The organism is Acinetobacter sp. 25-47-122, assembly GCF_056779695.1.
The window spans coordinates 222099-238679 of record NZ_JBWYIJ010000004.1; the positions used below are offsets into that span (position 1 = coordinate 222099).

17 protein-coding genes are annotated in these 16581 nt (G+C 40.4%); 14 read left to right on the plus strand and 3 right to left on the minus strand.

What is annotated here, in order from left to right:
* Position 1 precedes the first annotated feature (1 nt).
* Both AC1M9P_RS05490 and dapB read right to left on the minus strand, forming a co-directional pair.
* Positions 2-652, minus strand: a complete 651-nt coding sequence (locus AC1M9P_RS05490; RefSeq protein WP_481586940.1) for an START domain-containing protein — start codon at positions 650-652, stop codon at positions 2-4.
* A 56-nt stretch (positions 653-708) separates the two neighbouring features.
* The gene (gene dapB / locus AC1M9P_RS05495) at positions 709-1530 is read right to left on the minus strand and encodes a 4-hydroxy-tetrahydrodipicolinate reductase (protein WP_035264896.1); all 822 of its coding nucleotides are present in this window, start codon (positions 1528-1530) and stop codon (positions 709-711) included.
* 220 nt (positions 1531-1750) lie between these two features.
* Here dapB and AC1M9P_RS05500 point away from each other — a divergent pair, with 220 nt between their 5' ends.
* From AC1M9P_RS05500 to AC1M9P_RS05545, 10 genes are all read left to right on the plus strand, one after another.
* Complete coding sequence (locus tag AC1M9P_RS05500; protein ID WP_171076739.1) at positions 1751-1906, plus strand: hypothetical protein; 156 nt, start codon at positions 1751-1753, stop codon at positions 1904-1906.
* A 280-nt stretch (positions 1907-2186) separates the two neighbouring features.
* Positions 2187-2585 (plus strand): RcnB family protein, encoded by a 399-nt coding sequence (locus AC1M9P_RS05505; RefSeq protein ID WP_092766593.1) that lies wholly within the window; start codon positions 2187-2189, stop codon positions 2583-2585.
* Between the two features lie 179 nt (positions 2586-2764).
* Positions 2765-3142, plus strand: coding sequence for an RcnB family protein (locus AC1M9P_RS05510; protein ID WP_481586941.1), 378 nt, complete (start codon positions 2765-2767; stop codon positions 3140-3142).
* A 150-nt stretch (positions 3143-3292) separates the two neighbouring features.
* Positions 3293-4645 (plus strand): amino-acid N-acetyltransferase, encoded by a 1353-nt coding sequence (argA, locus tag AC1M9P_RS05515; protein WP_035264904.1) that lies wholly within the window; start codon positions 3293-3295, stop codon positions 4643-4645.
* Between the two features lie 362 nt (positions 4646-5007).
* Complete coding sequence (locus AC1M9P_RS05520; protein ID WP_481586942.1) at positions 5008-5982, plus strand: sulfonate ABC transporter substrate-binding protein; 975 nt, start codon at positions 5008-5010, stop codon at positions 5980-5982.
* 81 nt (positions 5983-6063) lie between these two features.
* Positions 6064-6996 (plus strand): sulfonate ABC transporter substrate-binding protein, encoded by a 933-nt coding sequence (locus tag AC1M9P_RS05525; RefSeq protein WP_481586966.1) that lies wholly within the window; start codon positions 6064-6066, stop codon positions 6994-6996.
* Between the two features lie 21 nt (positions 6997-7017).
* The gene (gene ssuD, locus AC1M9P_RS05530; RefSeq protein WP_481586943.1) at positions 7018-8193 is read left to right on the plus strand and encodes an FMNH2-dependent alkanesulfonate monooxygenase; all 1176 of its coding nucleotides are present in this window, start codon (positions 7018-7020) and stop codon (positions 8191-8193) included.
* A 53-nt stretch (positions 8194-8246) separates the two neighbouring features.
* Complete coding sequence (ssuC, locus tag AC1M9P_RS05535; RefSeq protein WP_481586967.1) at positions 8247-9044, plus strand: aliphatic sulfonate ABC transporter permease SsuC; 798 nt, start codon at positions 8247-8249, stop codon at positions 9042-9044.
* A gap of 8 nt (positions 9045-9052) precedes the next feature.
* On the plus strand, positions 9053-9847 hold the full coding sequence (locus AC1M9P_RS05540; RefSeq protein ID WP_035264921.1) for an ABC transporter ATP-binding protein: 795 nt from the start codon (positions 9053-9055) through the stop codon (positions 9845-9847).
* 315 nt (positions 9848-10162) lie between these two features.
* Positions 10163-10777 (plus strand): TetR/AcrR family transcriptional regulator, encoded by a 615-nt coding sequence (locus AC1M9P_RS05545; protein WP_035264923.1) that lies wholly within the window; start codon positions 10163-10165, stop codon positions 10775-10777.
* 77 nt (positions 10778-10854) lie between these two features.
* Here AC1M9P_RS05545 and AC1M9P_RS05550 read toward each other — a convergent pair whose 3' ends face one another.
* Positions 10855-11424 (minus strand): 5'-methylthioadenosine/S-adenosylhomocysteine nucleosidase family protein, encoded by a 570-nt coding sequence (locus AC1M9P_RS05550; protein ID WP_171076810.1) that lies wholly within the window; start codon positions 11422-11424, stop codon positions 10855-10857.
* Between the two features lie 189 nt (positions 11425-11613).
* Here AC1M9P_RS05550 and ribF point away from each other — a divergent pair, with 189 nt between their 5' ends.
* From ribF to AC1M9P_RS05570, 4 genes are all read left to right on the plus strand, one after another.
* Positions 11614-12615, plus strand: a complete 1002-nt coding sequence (gene ribF, locus AC1M9P_RS05555) for a riboflavin biosynthesis protein RibF (RefSeq protein ID WP_481586944.1) — start codon at positions 11614-11616, stop codon at positions 12613-12615.
* Positions 12616-12676: 61 nt separating this feature from the next.
* Positions 12677-15523, plus strand: coding sequence for an isoleucine--tRNA ligase (gene ileS / locus AC1M9P_RS05560; protein ID WP_481586945.1), 2847 nt, complete (start codon positions 12677-12679; stop codon positions 15521-15523).
* Entirely contained in the window at positions 15516-16058 is a 543-nt protein-coding gene (gene lspA / locus AC1M9P_RS05565) for a signal peptidase II (protein WP_035270556.1), read from the plus strand. The genes ileS and lspA overlap by 8 nt, the downstream gene beginning before the upstream one ends.
* Entirely contained in the window at positions 16051-16533 is a 483-nt protein-coding gene (locus AC1M9P_RS05570; RefSeq protein WP_481586946.1) for an FKBP-type peptidyl-prolyl cis-trans isomerase, read from the plus strand. Before lspA ends, AC1M9P_RS05570 begins: the two co-directional genes overlap by 8 nt.
* Positions 16534-16581 lie beyond the last annotated feature (48 nt).

The following is a 16581-nucleotide window of genomic DNA, read 5'->3' on the forward strand; positions in this document are numbered from 1 at the left end:
ATTATTTCAAAATATCTGGTAACGATATCTGCGCAGATTGAGATTTTGCTAATTCAGTTTTCATTTTTTGCAACATTTGATAAGGCTGCTGTTGTACAAACATATTGGTCACACTTTGTGGAATTGCACCTTCTGGATCCGCATATCCTGAAGTGCTGACCTTCACCTTATTCGGTCCAATCTGTTCAAAGCTCCAGTCTCCAACATAGTGTTGCAGCCGAATATACTGAGGATTCTTCGATTTTCCCGTTTGCGAAGCTTTATTCTTAATATGAACAATACCTTTTGAATCCTTATACATTTTCCCTTGCACAATCAGATCTCGATCTTTCAAAGGAAATGGAAAATCTAACACCATGTAGAGTTTAAATTCCCCTTGCTTCAAATCTTGAGAAATCACCTGTGCTGAACCGACATTGGGTACCCATGATTTTGCATTTTCCACATCCAAAACTATTGCAACTGCTCTTTCGAGTGAAGCATCCACTACTGTTTCAGCACGATAGGACAACACAGGATGATCAGGATTTTGTATCGTCCACACTTTAATATTGTTTTTGTTAATGGTGAGTCGAGAGGCTTCATTGGCTTGAACTTGGCTTGTCAGGCCAATGGCACTGACAAGCAAGCAGATCATAGAAATTTTCTTCATTTTTTATTCTTCATATTTCACATTATTATTTAGATGATCACGCAGTATTTTTAAACTTAAACTTTGATATCGTTGAAGCCTAAAACGTCTTTCATGTCATATTTTTTCGGTGCTTTACCTACAACCCAAGCAGCGGCACGTACTGCACCTGCAGCAAAATTCATGCGATTCGTGGCTTTATGTGTGATTTCTACACGTTCACCTTCACCAATAAACATTACCGTATGTTCACCCACAATATCGCCACCACGAATGGTTTGGAAACCAATACTTTGACGTTCACGAGGACCAGTATGCCCTTCACGGTGATACACAGCATCTTGCTTCAAATCACGACCTAATGCATCAGCAATCGCCTCACCCATCATTAAAGCAGTACCTGATGGCGCATCAACTTTATGACGATGATGTGCTTCGATCACTTCAATATCGACACTGTCACCAAAGACTTTAGATGCTAATTCTAAAAGTTTAATGGATACATTCACGCCTACGGAGTAGTTTGCTGCGTACACTACAGGAGCAATCGTTGCACTTTCATCTAAAAATGCTTTTTGCTCATCGTTCATTCCCGTCGTACCGATCACTAATGCAACACCAGCCTCACGGCACAGTTTCAAATGCTGTTCAGTTGCAACTGGTGCAGTAAAATCAATAAATACATCGCAATCATTTAAAACATCTTGGATATCACCCACGACTTTCACACCAAGTGTACCAATACCCGCTAATTCGCCTGCATCCGCGCCAATAAGGCTACTGCCTGGACGCTCTACCGCTGCTGCTAATTGATAACCAGCATCTTGAACTGCTTGAATCAATGTACGACCCATACGGCCACCAGCACCTAAAATCCCAATACGCGGAGCGACAGACATAACCTATTCCTAGTGTTGCTTTAAAATTGTTCTTACTATAACAAAAGTCTATACATACGCTAAGTTTATCGATATAAAAAATTATGCTGTCTTCTAAGCATTTGATTCGAACATTAATCGAATAATCAGATTAAATTTAGAAAAATATTCGGTTTTTTATATTTATAAATTTTAACTATGATCAATGCCATGAAATTCAACACTTTTATAAGGAAATAATATGGCAGACCAAGCTCGAAAATTATCAACGATCCAAACGATCGAACAGTTACAGTTGGATGCTTCATTAGTTCAAGGTTTAGATCATGCCGAAACTGCGTGGATCATTATCGAAGCTATTCAACAATTGCAGGAATATCATAATCAGTGGCACTGAGATGAAACGGATCAGATGATTTTTCTTATTTAAAAGAAAATTATCTTCTGTGTTATTAAAATATTTACAATTTAAAAATCATATTAGGATTCAAAATTTAAAATTGCTCAAAGCATTGATTGCTCAGCTAAAGCATCGGTTTCTATTTTCATTCCTATTAAAATATGTTCTTATTATCTCGTTATTTTTAATCTAAATTACATTCTATCTTCACAGTTTCTCTGCATTTTTTCAGTACATTAGTGTGAACCCCAATTTATAAGGTCAACGAGGGCGGAATATGAAAAAGATTATGACAGTTTTGACATTATCTTTAAGTGCAATATTTACAGCAAATATTGCCAATGCTGCTCCTTACTCTGATGACTACCAAGATAAAGGTTCACGTGAACGTGGTAAAGGATTTGAGAAACGTACTCAATATGATGCTTCATCAGATCAAGAGTTCCAAGATCGTCGTAAAAACAGAGAAGAGCGTGGCGTAAAACGTTTACGTCAACATAAATGGCAAACTGGCTACGTCATGCCTCAACACTATCGTGGCAATAGTTATAAAACCGAATATAAAGATCATAACCTACCAAAACCTGGTAAAAACCAACAATGGTACAAAGTGAATAATGACTTTATTCTGGTGGATTCAAACAGCAATAGCATTTTGAAAATCCAGCAAGATTAATTTTGACGTTTAAATCGACCCGACTTCATGTCGGGTTTTTTGTTGAGTTCAATCCTAATCATTCATCTTCATCACTTCTTCATACATTTCACAAATTGACTATATCTCTCCACGGTTTATCTCAAATCATTTTGTACTTTAGCGATATCGGATAAATAACAAAGTTAGAGGTATCCCACATGAAAAAGTTAGTATCAGTACTTACATTAGCAATGAGTGGTTTATTGGCAACATCTGCGATGGCTGGTCCACATGACGATGGTCGTCACTATTCAAAACCAACTCCACCACCAGCGCATTGGAATAAAGGTCAGCTTGGGAAATATCAACATGACCGCTATGAACAAAATCGTGGCTTCCAAAATGTAAATCCAAGCCGTCAATGGCGAGTAGGTCAACAGTTACCACGTCAATTCAACTCTTCAAAATTTGAGTTAAGTGATCGTCAAGCGAAGAATCTACCTAAAGCGGCGCGTAACCAGCAGTGGTACAAAATTAATGGAGACTATGTCTTAGTGAATGAGCGTACAGATCGCATCGTGCGTATCATCGGATAAGCTTATTCCTAGATCTTCTCAAATTGATCTTCCCTGCACTCAGCCCAAACTCAGTTTGGGCTTTTTTATGTCTTTATTTTAATGCAGGTGTGGAAAATCATTTTTTTGTTTAGAATCTGATGACCACTTCCCGCTTCTATCGGTACATGCATGCAATCGGACTCAATAGATACAACTCAAAATATGACACAGCAATATGTGCATTGGTTCCGAAACTCAGCGCCGTATATCAACGCCCATCGTAATAAAACCTTCGTTTTAATGTTTGGCGGTGAAGCAGTTCAATCACCAAATTTTCAACATATTATTCATGATATTGCCCTTTTACATTCTCTCGGCATTCGACTCATTCTGGTTCATGGAGCACGACCACAAATCAGTGCAAATCTTGCTGAGAAGAATTTAGATAGCCCTTTTCATAATCATCGTAGAGTAACAACACGTGACTCATTAGGTGCGGTCATGTCTGCCGTAGGCTCAATCCGTTTACAAATCGAAGCCTTATTGTCTATGGGACTTGCAAATTCACCCATGTATGGTGCTCGCATTGATGTGGTATCTGGTAATTTTATAACAGCTAAACCTTATGGCATTCGTAATGGTATCGATTTTCAACTTACCGGTGAAGTGCGTTCAGTCGATGCAGATGCGATTCAAAAACATTTGGACAATCACAATATTGTATTGCTTGGCCCCTCAGGTTATTCAACCACTGGTGAAGTTTATAACTTGCTTGCTGAAGAAGTGGCGACCAAAACAGCTATCCAACTCGGTGCCGATAAACTCATTTTTCTCGGTTCCGAACAAGGTTTAATGCAAAGCCCACAGCAGTTGTTGCGCGAAGTGACCCCGCATCAGCTAGATCAACATATTGACGTTGCTTTAGAGCAAAATTATGAATTGGCATTGCATTTACAAAATGCCAAGGAAGCCTCTTTAAATGGCGTTAACCGCGTTCATTTATTATCTTATGAACATGATGGTGCATTAATCGAAGAATTATTTACTCGTGATGGGCATGGCACGATGATCACCGATGCACATTATGAAGAAGTCCGCACAGCGACGATTCAGGATGTCGGTGGATTAATCAGTTTATTACGGCCATTAGAACAAGAAGGCATTTTGGTATACCGCTCTAGAGAACGCTTAGAAAATGAAATTGATCATTTCGCTGTGATTGAACGTGACGGTATGGTTCTGGCTTGTGCAGCATTATATCCAATACCAACTGAATCAAATGAAATTCGTTCTGCAGAAATAGCCTGTGTGGCAGTACATCCAAGTTACCGCAAATCAAATCGTGGTAGCCAAATCTTGCACTATTTAGAAGAGAAAGCAAAAAAGTCTAATATCCAACAGTTATTTATTCTTACGACACGAACCGCACATTGGTTTTTGGAACAAGGGTTTGTCAAAGCATCGGTGGATGACTTACCACAAGCGCGTCAGGCACTTTATAATTTCCAAAGAAACTCAATTGTTTGTAAAAAGCCACTCTAAAGTGGCTTTTTTATTGCACCCTTATGAACTGCTTTATCTTTATTTTATATATCGATATTCCTAGGTGAACTATCTTCACAATCATTCGATATATTCATACAAATCATATCCTTATCACAATTTAATATTTTAATATATATTTATATATTTCATAAACTTAGAAACAAAAATATCGTTATTCTTAGATTGAGCCTTTTGCATTTTTTTAGATATTTTTTTCTCTTTTAATTTTATCTTTTTTATTCATTAGGAATTCCTGAATTCTTATTTTTTACGAAATAGAAAATTCATTAACTTAGGCTCGTTACATGACGCATTTATTTTTTTGATTTTTTTATTTTTAAGTTTTCAGGATTTTCAATATGAGCAGCTTTAACGCTAATCTTTGGAAAAAAACACTCATTTTGTCTTCTGCGTTAACAGGTGCTTTGCTACTCACTGGTTGCGACTCAAAAAAAGAAGATAAAACCCAAGTGTTAAATATCGGTTATCAAAAGTATGGCTTACTGCCCGTGATTAAAGAACGTGGTGAATTAGAAGCCGCGTTGAAGGATCAAAACATTCAAGTGAAATGGGTAGAGTTCCCAGGTGGACCACAACTGTTAGAAGGTTTGAATGTCGGCAGTGTTTCATTTGGTGAAGTCGGTGAAGCACCCCCTATTTTTGCCCAAGCAGCGAATTCAAATTTGGTTTATGTCGCAAATCAACCTGCGACTCCACGCGCTGAAGCGTTGATTGTTCAAAAAAATTCGAACATCAAAGATATTCAACAACTTAAAGGTAAGCGTGTAGCGTTAAACAAAGGTTCTAACGTTCATTATCTTCTCTTGAAGATCTTAGAAAAGAATCATTTGACGCTTGATGATATTGAAGTGGTTTACCTACCACCATCGGATGCTCGTGCAGCATTTGAGCGCGGTGCAGTCGATGCATGGGTAATCTGGGATCCGTTCTTTGCAGCGGCAGAGCATCAAATCGGCGCAAGTGTTCTCGCTTCTGGCGAAGGGAATGCCAATAACTACCAGTTCTATATGGCTGATCGTAAGTTCGTTGAACAGAATCCTGAAATTATACAAACCGTTGTTCAAGAACTTAATGAAGCATCAGATTGGATTGCTTCCAATAAAGACGAAGCAGCTCAACTGCTCGTGAAGCCTACAGGTCTAGATTTCAAAATTCTTCAAACCTCAATTGGACGTATGAGCTTCGGCGTTTATCCAATTAGTACTGAAGTTGCTCAACATCAGCAAAAAGTTGCCGATGTATTCCATCAACAGAAATTGATTCCAAACAAAATCAATATTCAGGCCGCAATTATTGCGCCTACACCCAAATAACAACATGAAAAGGTGATGAACATGACTCAATATCAATCAGGAAATACAGCACACACTTGGTTTAAAACCTCAAGTCATTCAATGACAACGATGCTATTTGCCTGTGCGATGTTGGGTTGCTCAGCTGCATGGGCTGTTGATCCCTCAGTGAAAGAATTACGCATTGGCTTCCAAAAATCTTCCGTAAATTTGGTGATTGCTCAACAGCAAAAACTGTTTGAGCAAGAATTTCCCAATGCCAAAATTACATGGAATGAGTTCCCTGGTGGTCCTCAAATTTTAGAAGCACTTGCAGTGGGTTCAGTGGATATTGGTGCAACAGGTGATACCCCCCCTGTTTATGCGCAAGCAGGAAACAAACCTCTGCATTACATTGCTTATGAGGCGGCGAAGCCACTTTCTTCAGCAATCTTAGTGCCGCAAAAATCCAAAATTACTCAGCTTAAACACCTCAAAGGCAAGCGTGTCGCAGTACATCGTGGCTCTAGTTCACATTATCTATTGGTCCAAGCCGTCCGAAAAGCAGGTTTGCAATGGAGCGATGTAAAACCAATTTGGTTAAGTCCTGCTGATGCACGCGCAGCATTCCAAAAAGGTGCTGTTGATGCATGGGCCATTTGGGACCCGTATTACGCTGCTGCTGAACTTGAAGATAAAGCAAAAGTTTTGACCACTGGACAAGGGCTGAGCCCGAATTACACGTTCTATCTCGCTTCAGGCAAGTTTATCGACAAACATCCTCAAGCGATTTCTGATGTCATTGAACAGATTAATCTTGCTGATCAATGGGTTCAAAAGAACTTAAAAACTACAGCAACGATTTTTGCCAAAACAACAGGTTTAAAGCCGAATGTCAGCCAAACCTTTGTTCAGCGCCGACCTCGTCCATCTTATGCAGCACCTTTAACCGCGAAAGTCATTGCAGATCAGCAACAACTGGCTGATCGCTTTGCTGAGCTCAAAATCATTCCTAAACCGATACAAATTAACCAAGTCGTATGGACTGGTAAGTAACTCATATTAAGGACTTAAGTAATGAAAATTTTCTGGTTTATTCCTACTCATGGTGATAGTCGCTACCTAGGTACAAGCAAAGGCGGACGTGTTGTCGACCATGCCTACATGAAACAAATCGCTGTGGCGGTGGATAATCTAGGTTATGAAGGTGTGCTTATCCCGACTGGTCGTTCTTGTGAAGATCCATGGTTGACTGCCGCAAGTTTAATTGATGCCACCAAAAATCTTAAATTTCTCGTTGCTTTGCGTCCAGGGGTAACCACTCCTGCACTGGCTGCACGTATGGCAGCAACCTTTGACCGTCTTTCAAATGGCCGTGTTCTATTGAACTTGGTTACTGGTGGTGATGAGCAAGAGTTAAAAGGTGACGGCGTCTATGAAGATCATAAAACGCGTTATAAAACTGCGACTGAATATACTACGATTTGGCGCGAAATTTTAAAACGCTCACATACGGGTGAAAGCTTCACTTTCCATGGTGAACGTCTAAGCGTGGACGATGCAAAATTATTATATCCACCCGTCCAAAAACCTTATCCACCATTGTGGTTTGGTGGTTCTTCTGATGATGCTGTTGAACTGGCAACTGATCAAGTAGATACCTATTTAACTTGGGGAGAGCCTCCAGCAGCGGTTAAAGAAAAAATTGACAATGTCCGCGCTAAGGCGGCAGCTAAAGGTCGCACCCTAGATTACGGTATTCGTTTACATGTCATCGTCCGCGAAACCAACGAGGAAGCATGGAGAGCTGCTGAAGAATTAATTCAGTATGTTGATGATGAAACCATCGCTGCGGCACAGAAAAAATTTAAACAAATGGACTCTGTTGGTCAACGTCGTATGGCTGAACTTCATAATGGAGATCGCTCGAAACTTGAAGTGTCACCAAACTTATGGGCTGGCGTAGGTCTCGTCCGTGGGGGTGCAGGAACGGCATTAGTAGGTGACCCTGAAACTGTGGCGGCACGTATCCAAGAATATGCAGATTTAGGCATTAATACCTTTATTTTCTCGGGTTATCCGCATCTTGAAGAATCAATTCGTTTTGCTGAATTGGTATTCCCTCTTCTACCATTAGAAACACGCCAAAAACTGACTCAACCTAATCTGACTGGTCCTTTTGGTGAGATTGTCGCGAATAACTATACTCCTGAAGAAAATAAAAAAGGAGATCAGGTTCAGGAGCCGGCATGACAACAGCGGTAGATAAAACTCAAAAACATTCTATCGTGTTGAGTAAAACCAAGGTGGTTAAAGCTGAAGGTTTTCTCTCTCGAGGAATCAAACAACTGGGGCAACGTTTGTTACCTTGGTTAGTACCCATTTTTCTTATTGTGATTTGGCAACTTGCTTCAGTCACTGGCATTTTAGAAAGCCGTGTCTTGCCTGCTCCAACCGCAGTGGTTTTGGCTTTTTGGCATCTATTGCTTAGTGGTGAACTGTGGACACATGTCCAAGTCAGTGCGGGACGTGCACTGATTGGCTTGCTGATTGGTGGGGGCTTAGGATTATTTTTAGGATTGTTAAATGGCTCATCTAAAGTAGCCTCTACGTTACTCGACACGACCCTACAAATGATCCGTAATATTCCAGCTTTAGCTTTAATTCCATTGGTGATTCTATGGTTTGGAATTGACGAATCTGCCAAATTATTTTTGGTCGCGATTGGCGTGTTTTTCCCAATTTATATCAATACGTATCACGGTATCCGATCTGTAGATCCTCAGCTGATCGAGATGGGCAAGAGTTATGGTTTAACACGCTGGCAGTTATATAAAGAAATTATTTTACCAGGTGCTCTTCCTTCCATTTTAGTTGGTTTACGCTTCGCACTAGGTTTAGTTTGGGTTCTGTTAATTGTGGCTGAAACCATCTCAGCACAAGCTGGAATTGGCTACATGACCATGAATGCGCGTGAATTTTTACAAACAGATGTCGTTTTAGTTGGGATTCTACTGTATGCCCTACTTGGTAAATTAGCGGATGTACTCGCGGTTGCCTTAGAAAAATATTTATTACGCTGGCATCCAGGCTATCAAAAATAGGAATGCGTATGACTGATTTAAGTATTTCAAATCTCGCTGATGAACATGTCATTCCAGATCATGCCAGATCAGCTCCACAAAAGATCGGTGCAGAAATCAATCTTGAACAACTGCACAAGTTCTATGGCAAAGTTAAAGTATTAGAGGATTTAGACCTACATATAGAACCTGGTGAATTTGTTGCCATTGTGGGTCGAAGTGGCTGTGGTAAGAGTACGTTGTTACGGTTAATCGCGGATTTAGAACAACCGAGTTATGGTGAGATTAAATTTAAATCTGCACTGAACTTTCGTGAAGGTATTACCGCTGATGACATCCGCGTCATGTTCCAAGATCCTCGCCTATTACCATGGAAAAGCATTTTAAAAAATGTGCAATTGGGCTTAGATAAATCCCAGCATGATAAGGCTGAAGCATTATTGGAAAAAGTTGGCTTAAATGAAAAAGCTGAACTTTGGCCTGCACAACTTTCAGGTGGACAACGTCAACGAGCAGCGCTAGCACGTGCCTTGTCTCATACCCCTCGAATACTATTACTTGATGAACCTTTGGGGGCTTTAGATGCGCTTACGCGTTTAGACATGCAAAATCTAATCGAGAAACTATGGTTAGAACAAGGCTTCACCACCATCTTAGTGACACATGATGTCAGTGAAGCAGTCCAGTTAGCAGATCGTATTATTTTGCTCGATAAAGGTCATATCGCACATCAGTTCAAAGTAGATTTACCACGACCGCGACAAAAAAATGTCAAATTTGCAGAGCTTGAACAACAAGTTTTAGAAGCCGTACTTTCAACTTAAGCGATACAAAATATGACATTCTGAATTGTTGAATAAGGTAAATGGAAGTGTCTAATTTTCGTCGGAAAATTAGACACTTTTCGTACTGATAAATGGCTTTTTTTAATTAAATTAAAAGATATTCTCGATCAGCATTTCCCACATGAGTAATATGTATTTGTTTATCAAATAGATTGTACATGTGTCTTATTATTAGTTTTATCACTTAACTACACAATTATTCTTCATATTCTTTTGCAAATGGCCTAATCCTTGTGCACAAATCGCACGTTTTGCCGTACAATTTGAGGTTCCTTTTTATAATTTACTGACGAGATGGAACAAAAGAAGAGTACGCAAAAACGTCAACAGCTTTTAGCTGCTGCATTAGATGTGTTTTCTGTGTATGGTTTTAGTGGTGCAAGCTTAGATGAAATTGCACAACTCGCGGAAATGCACAAATCGAATATTTTCTATTACTATGAAAATAAAGAAGCGCTCTATGTCGAAGTGCTGACTACTGTCATGCAAAAATGGTTAGCTCCACTGCAAATGTTGGAAGCTGATTTAGAGCCTGCTGAAGCGATCACGCAATATCTCATGCAAAAGATTGAGGTTTCCCGTACTCAACATAAAGCATCAAAATTATTTGCTTTAGAAATTATCCAAGGCGCACCACATATCCTGCCAATTTTGAAAGGCCCATTAAAAAAACTCTTCAAACGCAAATCTAAAGTCATTTCCACGTGGCAAGAGCAAGGCAAAATATCAGACAAGATCGATGCTGAGGTTTTAATTATTAACCTTTGGGGTATCACACAAAACTATGCTGATTTTAGCACCCAAACTGAAATGGTAACGGGAAAAACCTTACGCAATCGCACCATGTATCAACGTACCATCGAGCATACAGTCCATATGATGCTATACGGTATTTTACCTCGACCATAATTGGTTTATCTAAATCTCTTCGAGATTGATCTCTGGCATACGACCATAGTTTCTATGGTCGCCAAAATCTTCAAAATCTAGTGTTCCATACTCTGATATAAAGCCAATAATTTTTGAGCGCCCAACAACAAGTTCTCCTCCCAATCTAAATGTGCGGTGTCGTTTGCCCCATCTGTAATGTATTTCACGGAAATCAAACGAACGCCAAGTTTCTTACATACTTTGGCGAGCGCATATCCTTCCATATCAACCAACTGACATGGCACCTTAGGTTCACCAGTTTCAAAGCTATCGCCAGTCCCACAAATGCCCTTGGGAAGATGTTGAAAATACGGCTCTAGGTTAATCGCTGCGGGAAATTCCTGATCCATCGGTGTAACACCAACTTCAAAGCCAAGCGGTGAAACATCCATATCTCGCTGTACAAATGTTGTTACTTCAACCAAGGAATGTGCATCAAAATGCGAACTTCCTGCTGTTCCTAAATTCAGCAAAGTTGTGCATCCTGTCTTTTGAATCACTTCAAAAGCTTTAAATGCTGCATTGACCTTACCAATCCCACTGTAATGCACTGCAATATTTTCAGCTTCGAATAATCCTTTAGATTCGCTTGCTAAGGCCATAATTAGGGCTAGATCAGACATCACTTACTCATTAAATATTGAATGGAACACATTAGACAAAAATATATCCGGAAATAAAAGTTTCTTTGATCTAATGACTCAAGCATCTTGATCTAGAATAAGAAAAGTATTGAATAAAAACACAACAACAAGACGAAACTGTGAGAATATGGCAATATATAGCCCAAATTAATTTTAGTCACCATTTCGCCCATGAAGCTACTCCGTCTGAATGCTTTAGCGCCCAACTTTCAATTGCCCAAAACTGCCGTCACCATTGGCAATTTTGATGGTGTTCATTTGGGTCATCAGGCGATGGTTCAGCAATTAAAAGACATAGCACAACAACAAGATTTAAAAACTGTGGTGATGATTTTTGAGCCACAGCCTTTAGAATATTTTAAAAGTTACGATGCACCACCACGAATTAGTTCATTACGTGAAAAAGTGGAACATTTGGCTGCACTTGGTATCGACTATATTGTTGTTGCTAAATTTGATGACACATTTCGTAATTTAAGTGCGGAAGAGTTTGCTGATATTCTAAAATACAAACTGAATACCCAAAGCCTAGTACTCGGTGAAGATCATCATTTTGGTAAAAACCGACAAGGTAATAGCCAATTCTTGCGCGATTATGGTTTTCAAGTCACCGATTTAAATAACGTTGAACTGAATGGCGAGCGTATTAGCTCTACCTTAATACGCCAAACTTTGGCTACAGGGGACCTTAAAAAAGCTGCGGAGCTACTTGGTCGCCCGTATAGCATTACGGGTCGTGTTCAATATGGTGATCAAATCGGTCGCACCATTAACTTTCCAACTATCAATGTTCGTCTAAACCGCCATAAGCCCTGTTTGCATGGCATCTATGGTGTTGAAGTGATTTGTGAAACAGAATCGTTAAAAGACAAAGTTCGCAATGAAAATGCCGAATATCAAGGTATCGCTGGTTATGAGGCTACAGCCCTTTTCGGTGCAGGACATGTCGGCACCCGACCAGCCATCGAACAGGAACATCCAGAGTGGCGATTAGAAGTACATTTCCCTGATGTTTCTGCTAATCTGTATGGTCTGTTAATGCGGGTAACCTTTTTGAACTTTGTTCATGGCGAAAAGAATTATCCTTCGCTAGAAGCACTCAAAGCTGGGATCGATGATGATGTTGAGCAACTGCTTGAGTTTCGCCGAAACAACCCCAACTTTCCTTATTAATACTCCTTAATTTTTGTAAAACGCGTCAGCTTTAGACTGATTAAATTGGAAGACAACTTGCATGAGCGATAAGCAAACTCCTGAAAATGCAGTGGACTATAAAGCCACGCTAAACCTCCCAGGTACTGACTTTGCGATGAAAGCAAATCTCGCAGTACGTGAAGCGAAATGGTTAGAAGAGTGGTATGCCGACAACATTTATCAGCAGATTCGTGCGTCGCGTATTGGCAAGAAAAAATATGTGCTCCATGACGGCCCTCCATATGCGAATGGTCAAATTCACTTAGGTCATGCGGTTAACAAAGTCCTGAAAGACATCATCATTAAAAGCCGAGTGATGGATGGTTTTGATGCACCATACGTACCGGGTTGGGACTGTCACGGTCTTCCAATTGAACTTAAAGTTGAAGAAAAAGTCGGTAAAGTCGGCGTAAAAGTGGATGCTTCTACATTCCGTAAAGCCTGCCGTGAATATGCTTACACACAAGTTGAACTGCAAAAGAAAGACTTCGTGCGTATGGGCGTGTTTGGTGATTGGGACAATCCGTACTTAACGATGAACTTCAAACAAGAAGCCGACATCGTACGTTCATTGGGTGCTATTGCCAAAGCAGGTCATATCGAACCAGGTCTTAAACCCGTCAACTGGTGTTTAGACTGTGGTTCATCATTGGCTGAAGCTGAAGTTGAATACGAAGATAAAAAATCAGACGCAATTGATGTGGGTTTCAGCGTTGTTGATTTAGCTGACCTTTCTGCACGTTTGGGTGTAGACATTGCTGATCGTACCGACATCGTGATCTGGACCACAACGCCTTGGACCATGCCTGCTAACCAAGCAGTCGCTTTACATGCTGAGCTTGAGTATCAACTTGTTAAAGCAACAGGTGAAGACAAAGTACCTCAAAACTTCATTCTTGCGAAATCATTGGTTGAATCAGCTACTCAGCGTTATGGTTTTACTGCATTTGAAGTCATTGCTGAATTCACAGGTTCTAAACTTGAGAACCTTGTGCTGCAACACCCATTGATCGCTGAACGCCAAGTTCCTGTGATTCTAGGCGAACACGTGACTGACGGTAGCGGTACAGGTGCTGTACATACTGCACCGGGTCATGGTGTGGACGACTATAAAGTTGGCTTACAGTACAACTTGAAAGTTGAAAACCCTGTTGGCGGTAATGGTGTGTATCTTCCAACATCGCCACTGTTTGCAGGCGAGCACATCTACAAAGCCAATCCAAAAATTATTGCAGCATTGACTGAAGCAGGCAAACTTTGGGCACATGTTGTGATTAAACATAGCTACCCACATTGTTGGCGCCATAAAACACCGATTATCTTCCGTGCAACACCACAATGGTTCATCAGCATGGATGCCAAAGGTCTACGCCAAGGTGCATTGAACGCGATTGAAAATGATATTGAGTTCGTACCAGATTGGGGTAAAAACCGTATTCAAGCGATGATCGAAGGTCGCCCAGATTGGTGTATCTCTCGCCAACGTACTTGGGGTGTGCCAATTCCATTCTTCGTTCATAAAGATACTAACGAGTTACACCCTCGTACACCTGAATTGATTGAAGAAGTTGCGAAGTTAATCGAGCAAGAAGGTATTGATGGTTGGTATAACCGTGATGCACGCGAATTCATCGGTGATGATGCAGATTGCTATAACGCTGTTCGAGATACTTTAGACGTATGGTTCGATTCAGGTACAACACACTTTGCAGTTCTTCGTGAACGTGAAGAGCTACAAGACCCTGCTGATTTGTACCTTGAAGGTTCAGACCAACACCGTGGTTGGTTCCAATCTTCATTGTTGACTTCAATGGCAATCAACGAACGCGCACCGTATAAAGGCTTGTTGACACACGGCTTCGTGGTCGATGAGAAAGGCCGTAAGATGTCGAAATCGATCGGTAACGTCATCACACCGCAAGACATCATTAAAGATATGGGTGCTGATGGCCTTCGTTTCTGGATTGCATCTGCAGATTACCGTTATGAAATGACCGCAGGTAAAGAAATCTTTAACCGTGCCTCAGACGGTTACCGTCGTATTCGTAACACATTGCGTTTCTTGCTAGCAAACTTAAATGGTTTCCAACCTGCGACTGATTGCTTAGCGATTGATGATTTGATTGCACTTGATCAATACATCTTGCAACGTGCTTCAGAAGTTCAAGAAATCATTAAGAAAGCGTACGAAGATATGAACTTCCATATCGTGACAAGTGCGCTAACGAATTTCTGTATCAACGATTTAGGTGGTTTCTACCTAGACATTATCAAAGACCGTCAGTACACCACCAAAGCAGATTCTCAAGCACGTCGTTCTGCACAAACTGCGTTGTACCATTTGGTTCAAGCATTTGTACGTTGGATGGCACCTATTTTAACGTTCACCGCACAAGAAGCTTGGCCATTGATTCCCGGTCAAACTGAGAAATATGTCTTCACTGCTGAATGGTATGATATTCCGACTGCATCAAGTGCCAATGTCGTATCAGAAACTGAATGGCAAACATTGATCAATGTGAAATCAGCAGTGAATAAGTTTATCGAAGCAGCACGTGGTGCGAAAACTGTAGGTTCAAACTTGTCTGCGAAGGTTGAGCTTTGGGCAAATGATGAGCTTAAATCTGTGCTCGACAAATTAGGTGACGAACTTCGTTTCGTACTGATTACGTCTCAAGTGATTGTGAATACCTTTGATACAGCACAAGGTGAAGCATCTGATCTTGAAGGCTTGAACGTGAAAGTTTCAGCGGCTGACGGCGAAAAATGCGTTCGTTGCTGGCATGTTCTGCCTGATGTGAATACACATCCATCACATCCAGGACTATGTGGTCGTTGTATTATTAACCTCCCTACAGGTCAAGGCGAAGAGAGAAAATATGCCTAATCCACAAAATAATAAAAAAGGTTTATTCCAATTCTATCCCCACAATTTGTGGTGGATAGGATTGTCTATTGTTGCCATTATTTTGGATCAATGGACGAAATGGATAGCAAGTACACATCTGACTTATGCAGACCCTGTACCTGTTTTACCTTTTTTAAATTGGACATTACTACATAACTACGGCGCTGCCTTTAGTTTCTTGTCCGATGCCGGTGGATGGCAACGTTATTTCTTTACATCGCTTGCAGGAATTGTCTCGGTTATTTTTGTGTTTTGGATTATGCGTATGCCAAAAAACATGAAAGTATTGCCTTTAGCAATCGCACTCATCTTAGGTGGGGCGATTGGTAATCTTATTGATCGAGTAAGTTTAGGCTATGTTGTTGATTTTATTCATGTCTACTACAACAATAGTCACTTCCCTGCTTTTAACCTTGCAGATAGTGCCATTACTTTAGGTACCATCTTAATGCTTATCGATACTTTTTTCTTAGAGAAACATCGTATTCAACGTGCGGAAGCGCAAAATGACTGATTTTATTAATCCAAATGAAGATACTCGCATTGAAGCGGGTTCAAAAGTACATTTACACTTTTCAGTAGCCATTGAAAATGGTGTTGAAATTGATAATACACGTAGTCGCGAAGAACCTGTAAGCCTTGTGATAGGTGATGGCAGCTTATTGCCTGGTTTTGAAAAAGCTTTATTTGGCTTACGTGCGGGGGACCGTCGTACAGTAAGTTTACCTGCTGAAGATGCTTTTGGCCCTTGGAACCAAGAGAACGTGCAAAAATTTGATACTATTAAATTTGAGCAACGTCCTGCTGAAGGTCAAATGATTGAGTTTGAAGATAAAGCAAAGCAGTCATTATATGGTGTGGTTAAATCGGTTGGTGATGATATCACTGAGGTCGACTTTAACCATCCGCTTGCTGGTAAAGATATTACTTTTGAAGTTGAAATTTTCAAAGTAACACCAGCAGGTCAGCAAGGCATCAAAATTATGTAATGCCTGATTCGTACATAAAAAAGCGCCTTATGGCGCTTTTTTTTAGAT

Coding starts and splice junctions, on each gene's coding strand:
- AC1M9P_RS05545 (WP_035264923.1), top strand. CDS start 10,163: ATGGAACAAAAGAAGAGTACGCAAAAACGTCAACAGCTTTTAGCTGCT.
- AC1M9P_RS05520 (WP_481586942.1), top strand. CDS start 5,008: ATGAGCAGCTTTAACGCTAATCTTTGGAAAAAAACACTCATTTTGTCT.
- AC1M9P_RS05540 (WP_035264921.1), top strand. CDS start 9,053: ATGACTGATTTAAGTATTTCAAATCTCGCTGATGAACATGTCATTCCA.
- AC1M9P_RS05525 (WP_481586966.1), top strand. CDS start 6,064: ATGACAACGATGCTATTTGCCTGTGCGATGTTGGGTTGCTCAGCTGCA.
- AC1M9P_RS05510 (WP_481586941.1), top strand. CDS start 2,765: ATGAAAAAGTTAGTATCAGTACTTACATTAGCAATGAGTGGTTTATTG.
- lspA (WP_035270556.1), top strand. CDS start 15,516: ATGCCTAATCCACAAAATAATAAAAAAGGTTTATTCCAATTCTATCCC.
- ileS (WP_481586945.1), top strand. CDS start 12,677: ATGAGCGATAAGCAAACTCCTGAAAATGCAGTGGACTATAAAGCCACG.
- AC1M9P_RS05500 (WP_171076739.1), top strand. CDS start 1,751: ATGGCAGACCAAGCTCGAAAATTATCAACGATCCAAACGATCGAACAG.
- ribF (WP_481586944.1), top strand. CDS start 11,614: ATGAAGCTACTCCGTCTGAATGCTTTAGCGCCCAACTTTCAATTGCCC.
- AC1M9P_RS05505 (WP_092766593.1), top strand. CDS start 2,187: ATGAAAAAGATTATGACAGTTTTGACATTATCTTTAAGTGCAATATTT.
- AC1M9P_RS05570 (WP_481586946.1), top strand. CDS start 16,051: ATGACTGATTTTATTAATCCAAATGAAGATACTCGCATTGAAGCGGGT.
- dapB (WP_035264896.1), bottom strand. CDS start 1,530: ATGTCTGTCGCTCCGCGTATTGGGATTTTAGGTGCTGGTGGCCGTATG.
- ssuD (WP_481586943.1), top strand. CDS start 7,018: ATGAAAATTTTCTGGTTTATTCCTACTCATGGTGATAGTCGCTACCTA.
- AC1M9P_RS05490 (WP_481586940.1), bottom strand. CDS start 652: ATGAAGAAAATTTCTATGATCTGCTTGCTTGTCAGTGCCATTGGCCTG.
- argA (WP_035264904.1), top strand. CDS start 3,293: ATGCAATCGGACTCAATAGATACAACTCAAAATATGACACAGCAATAT.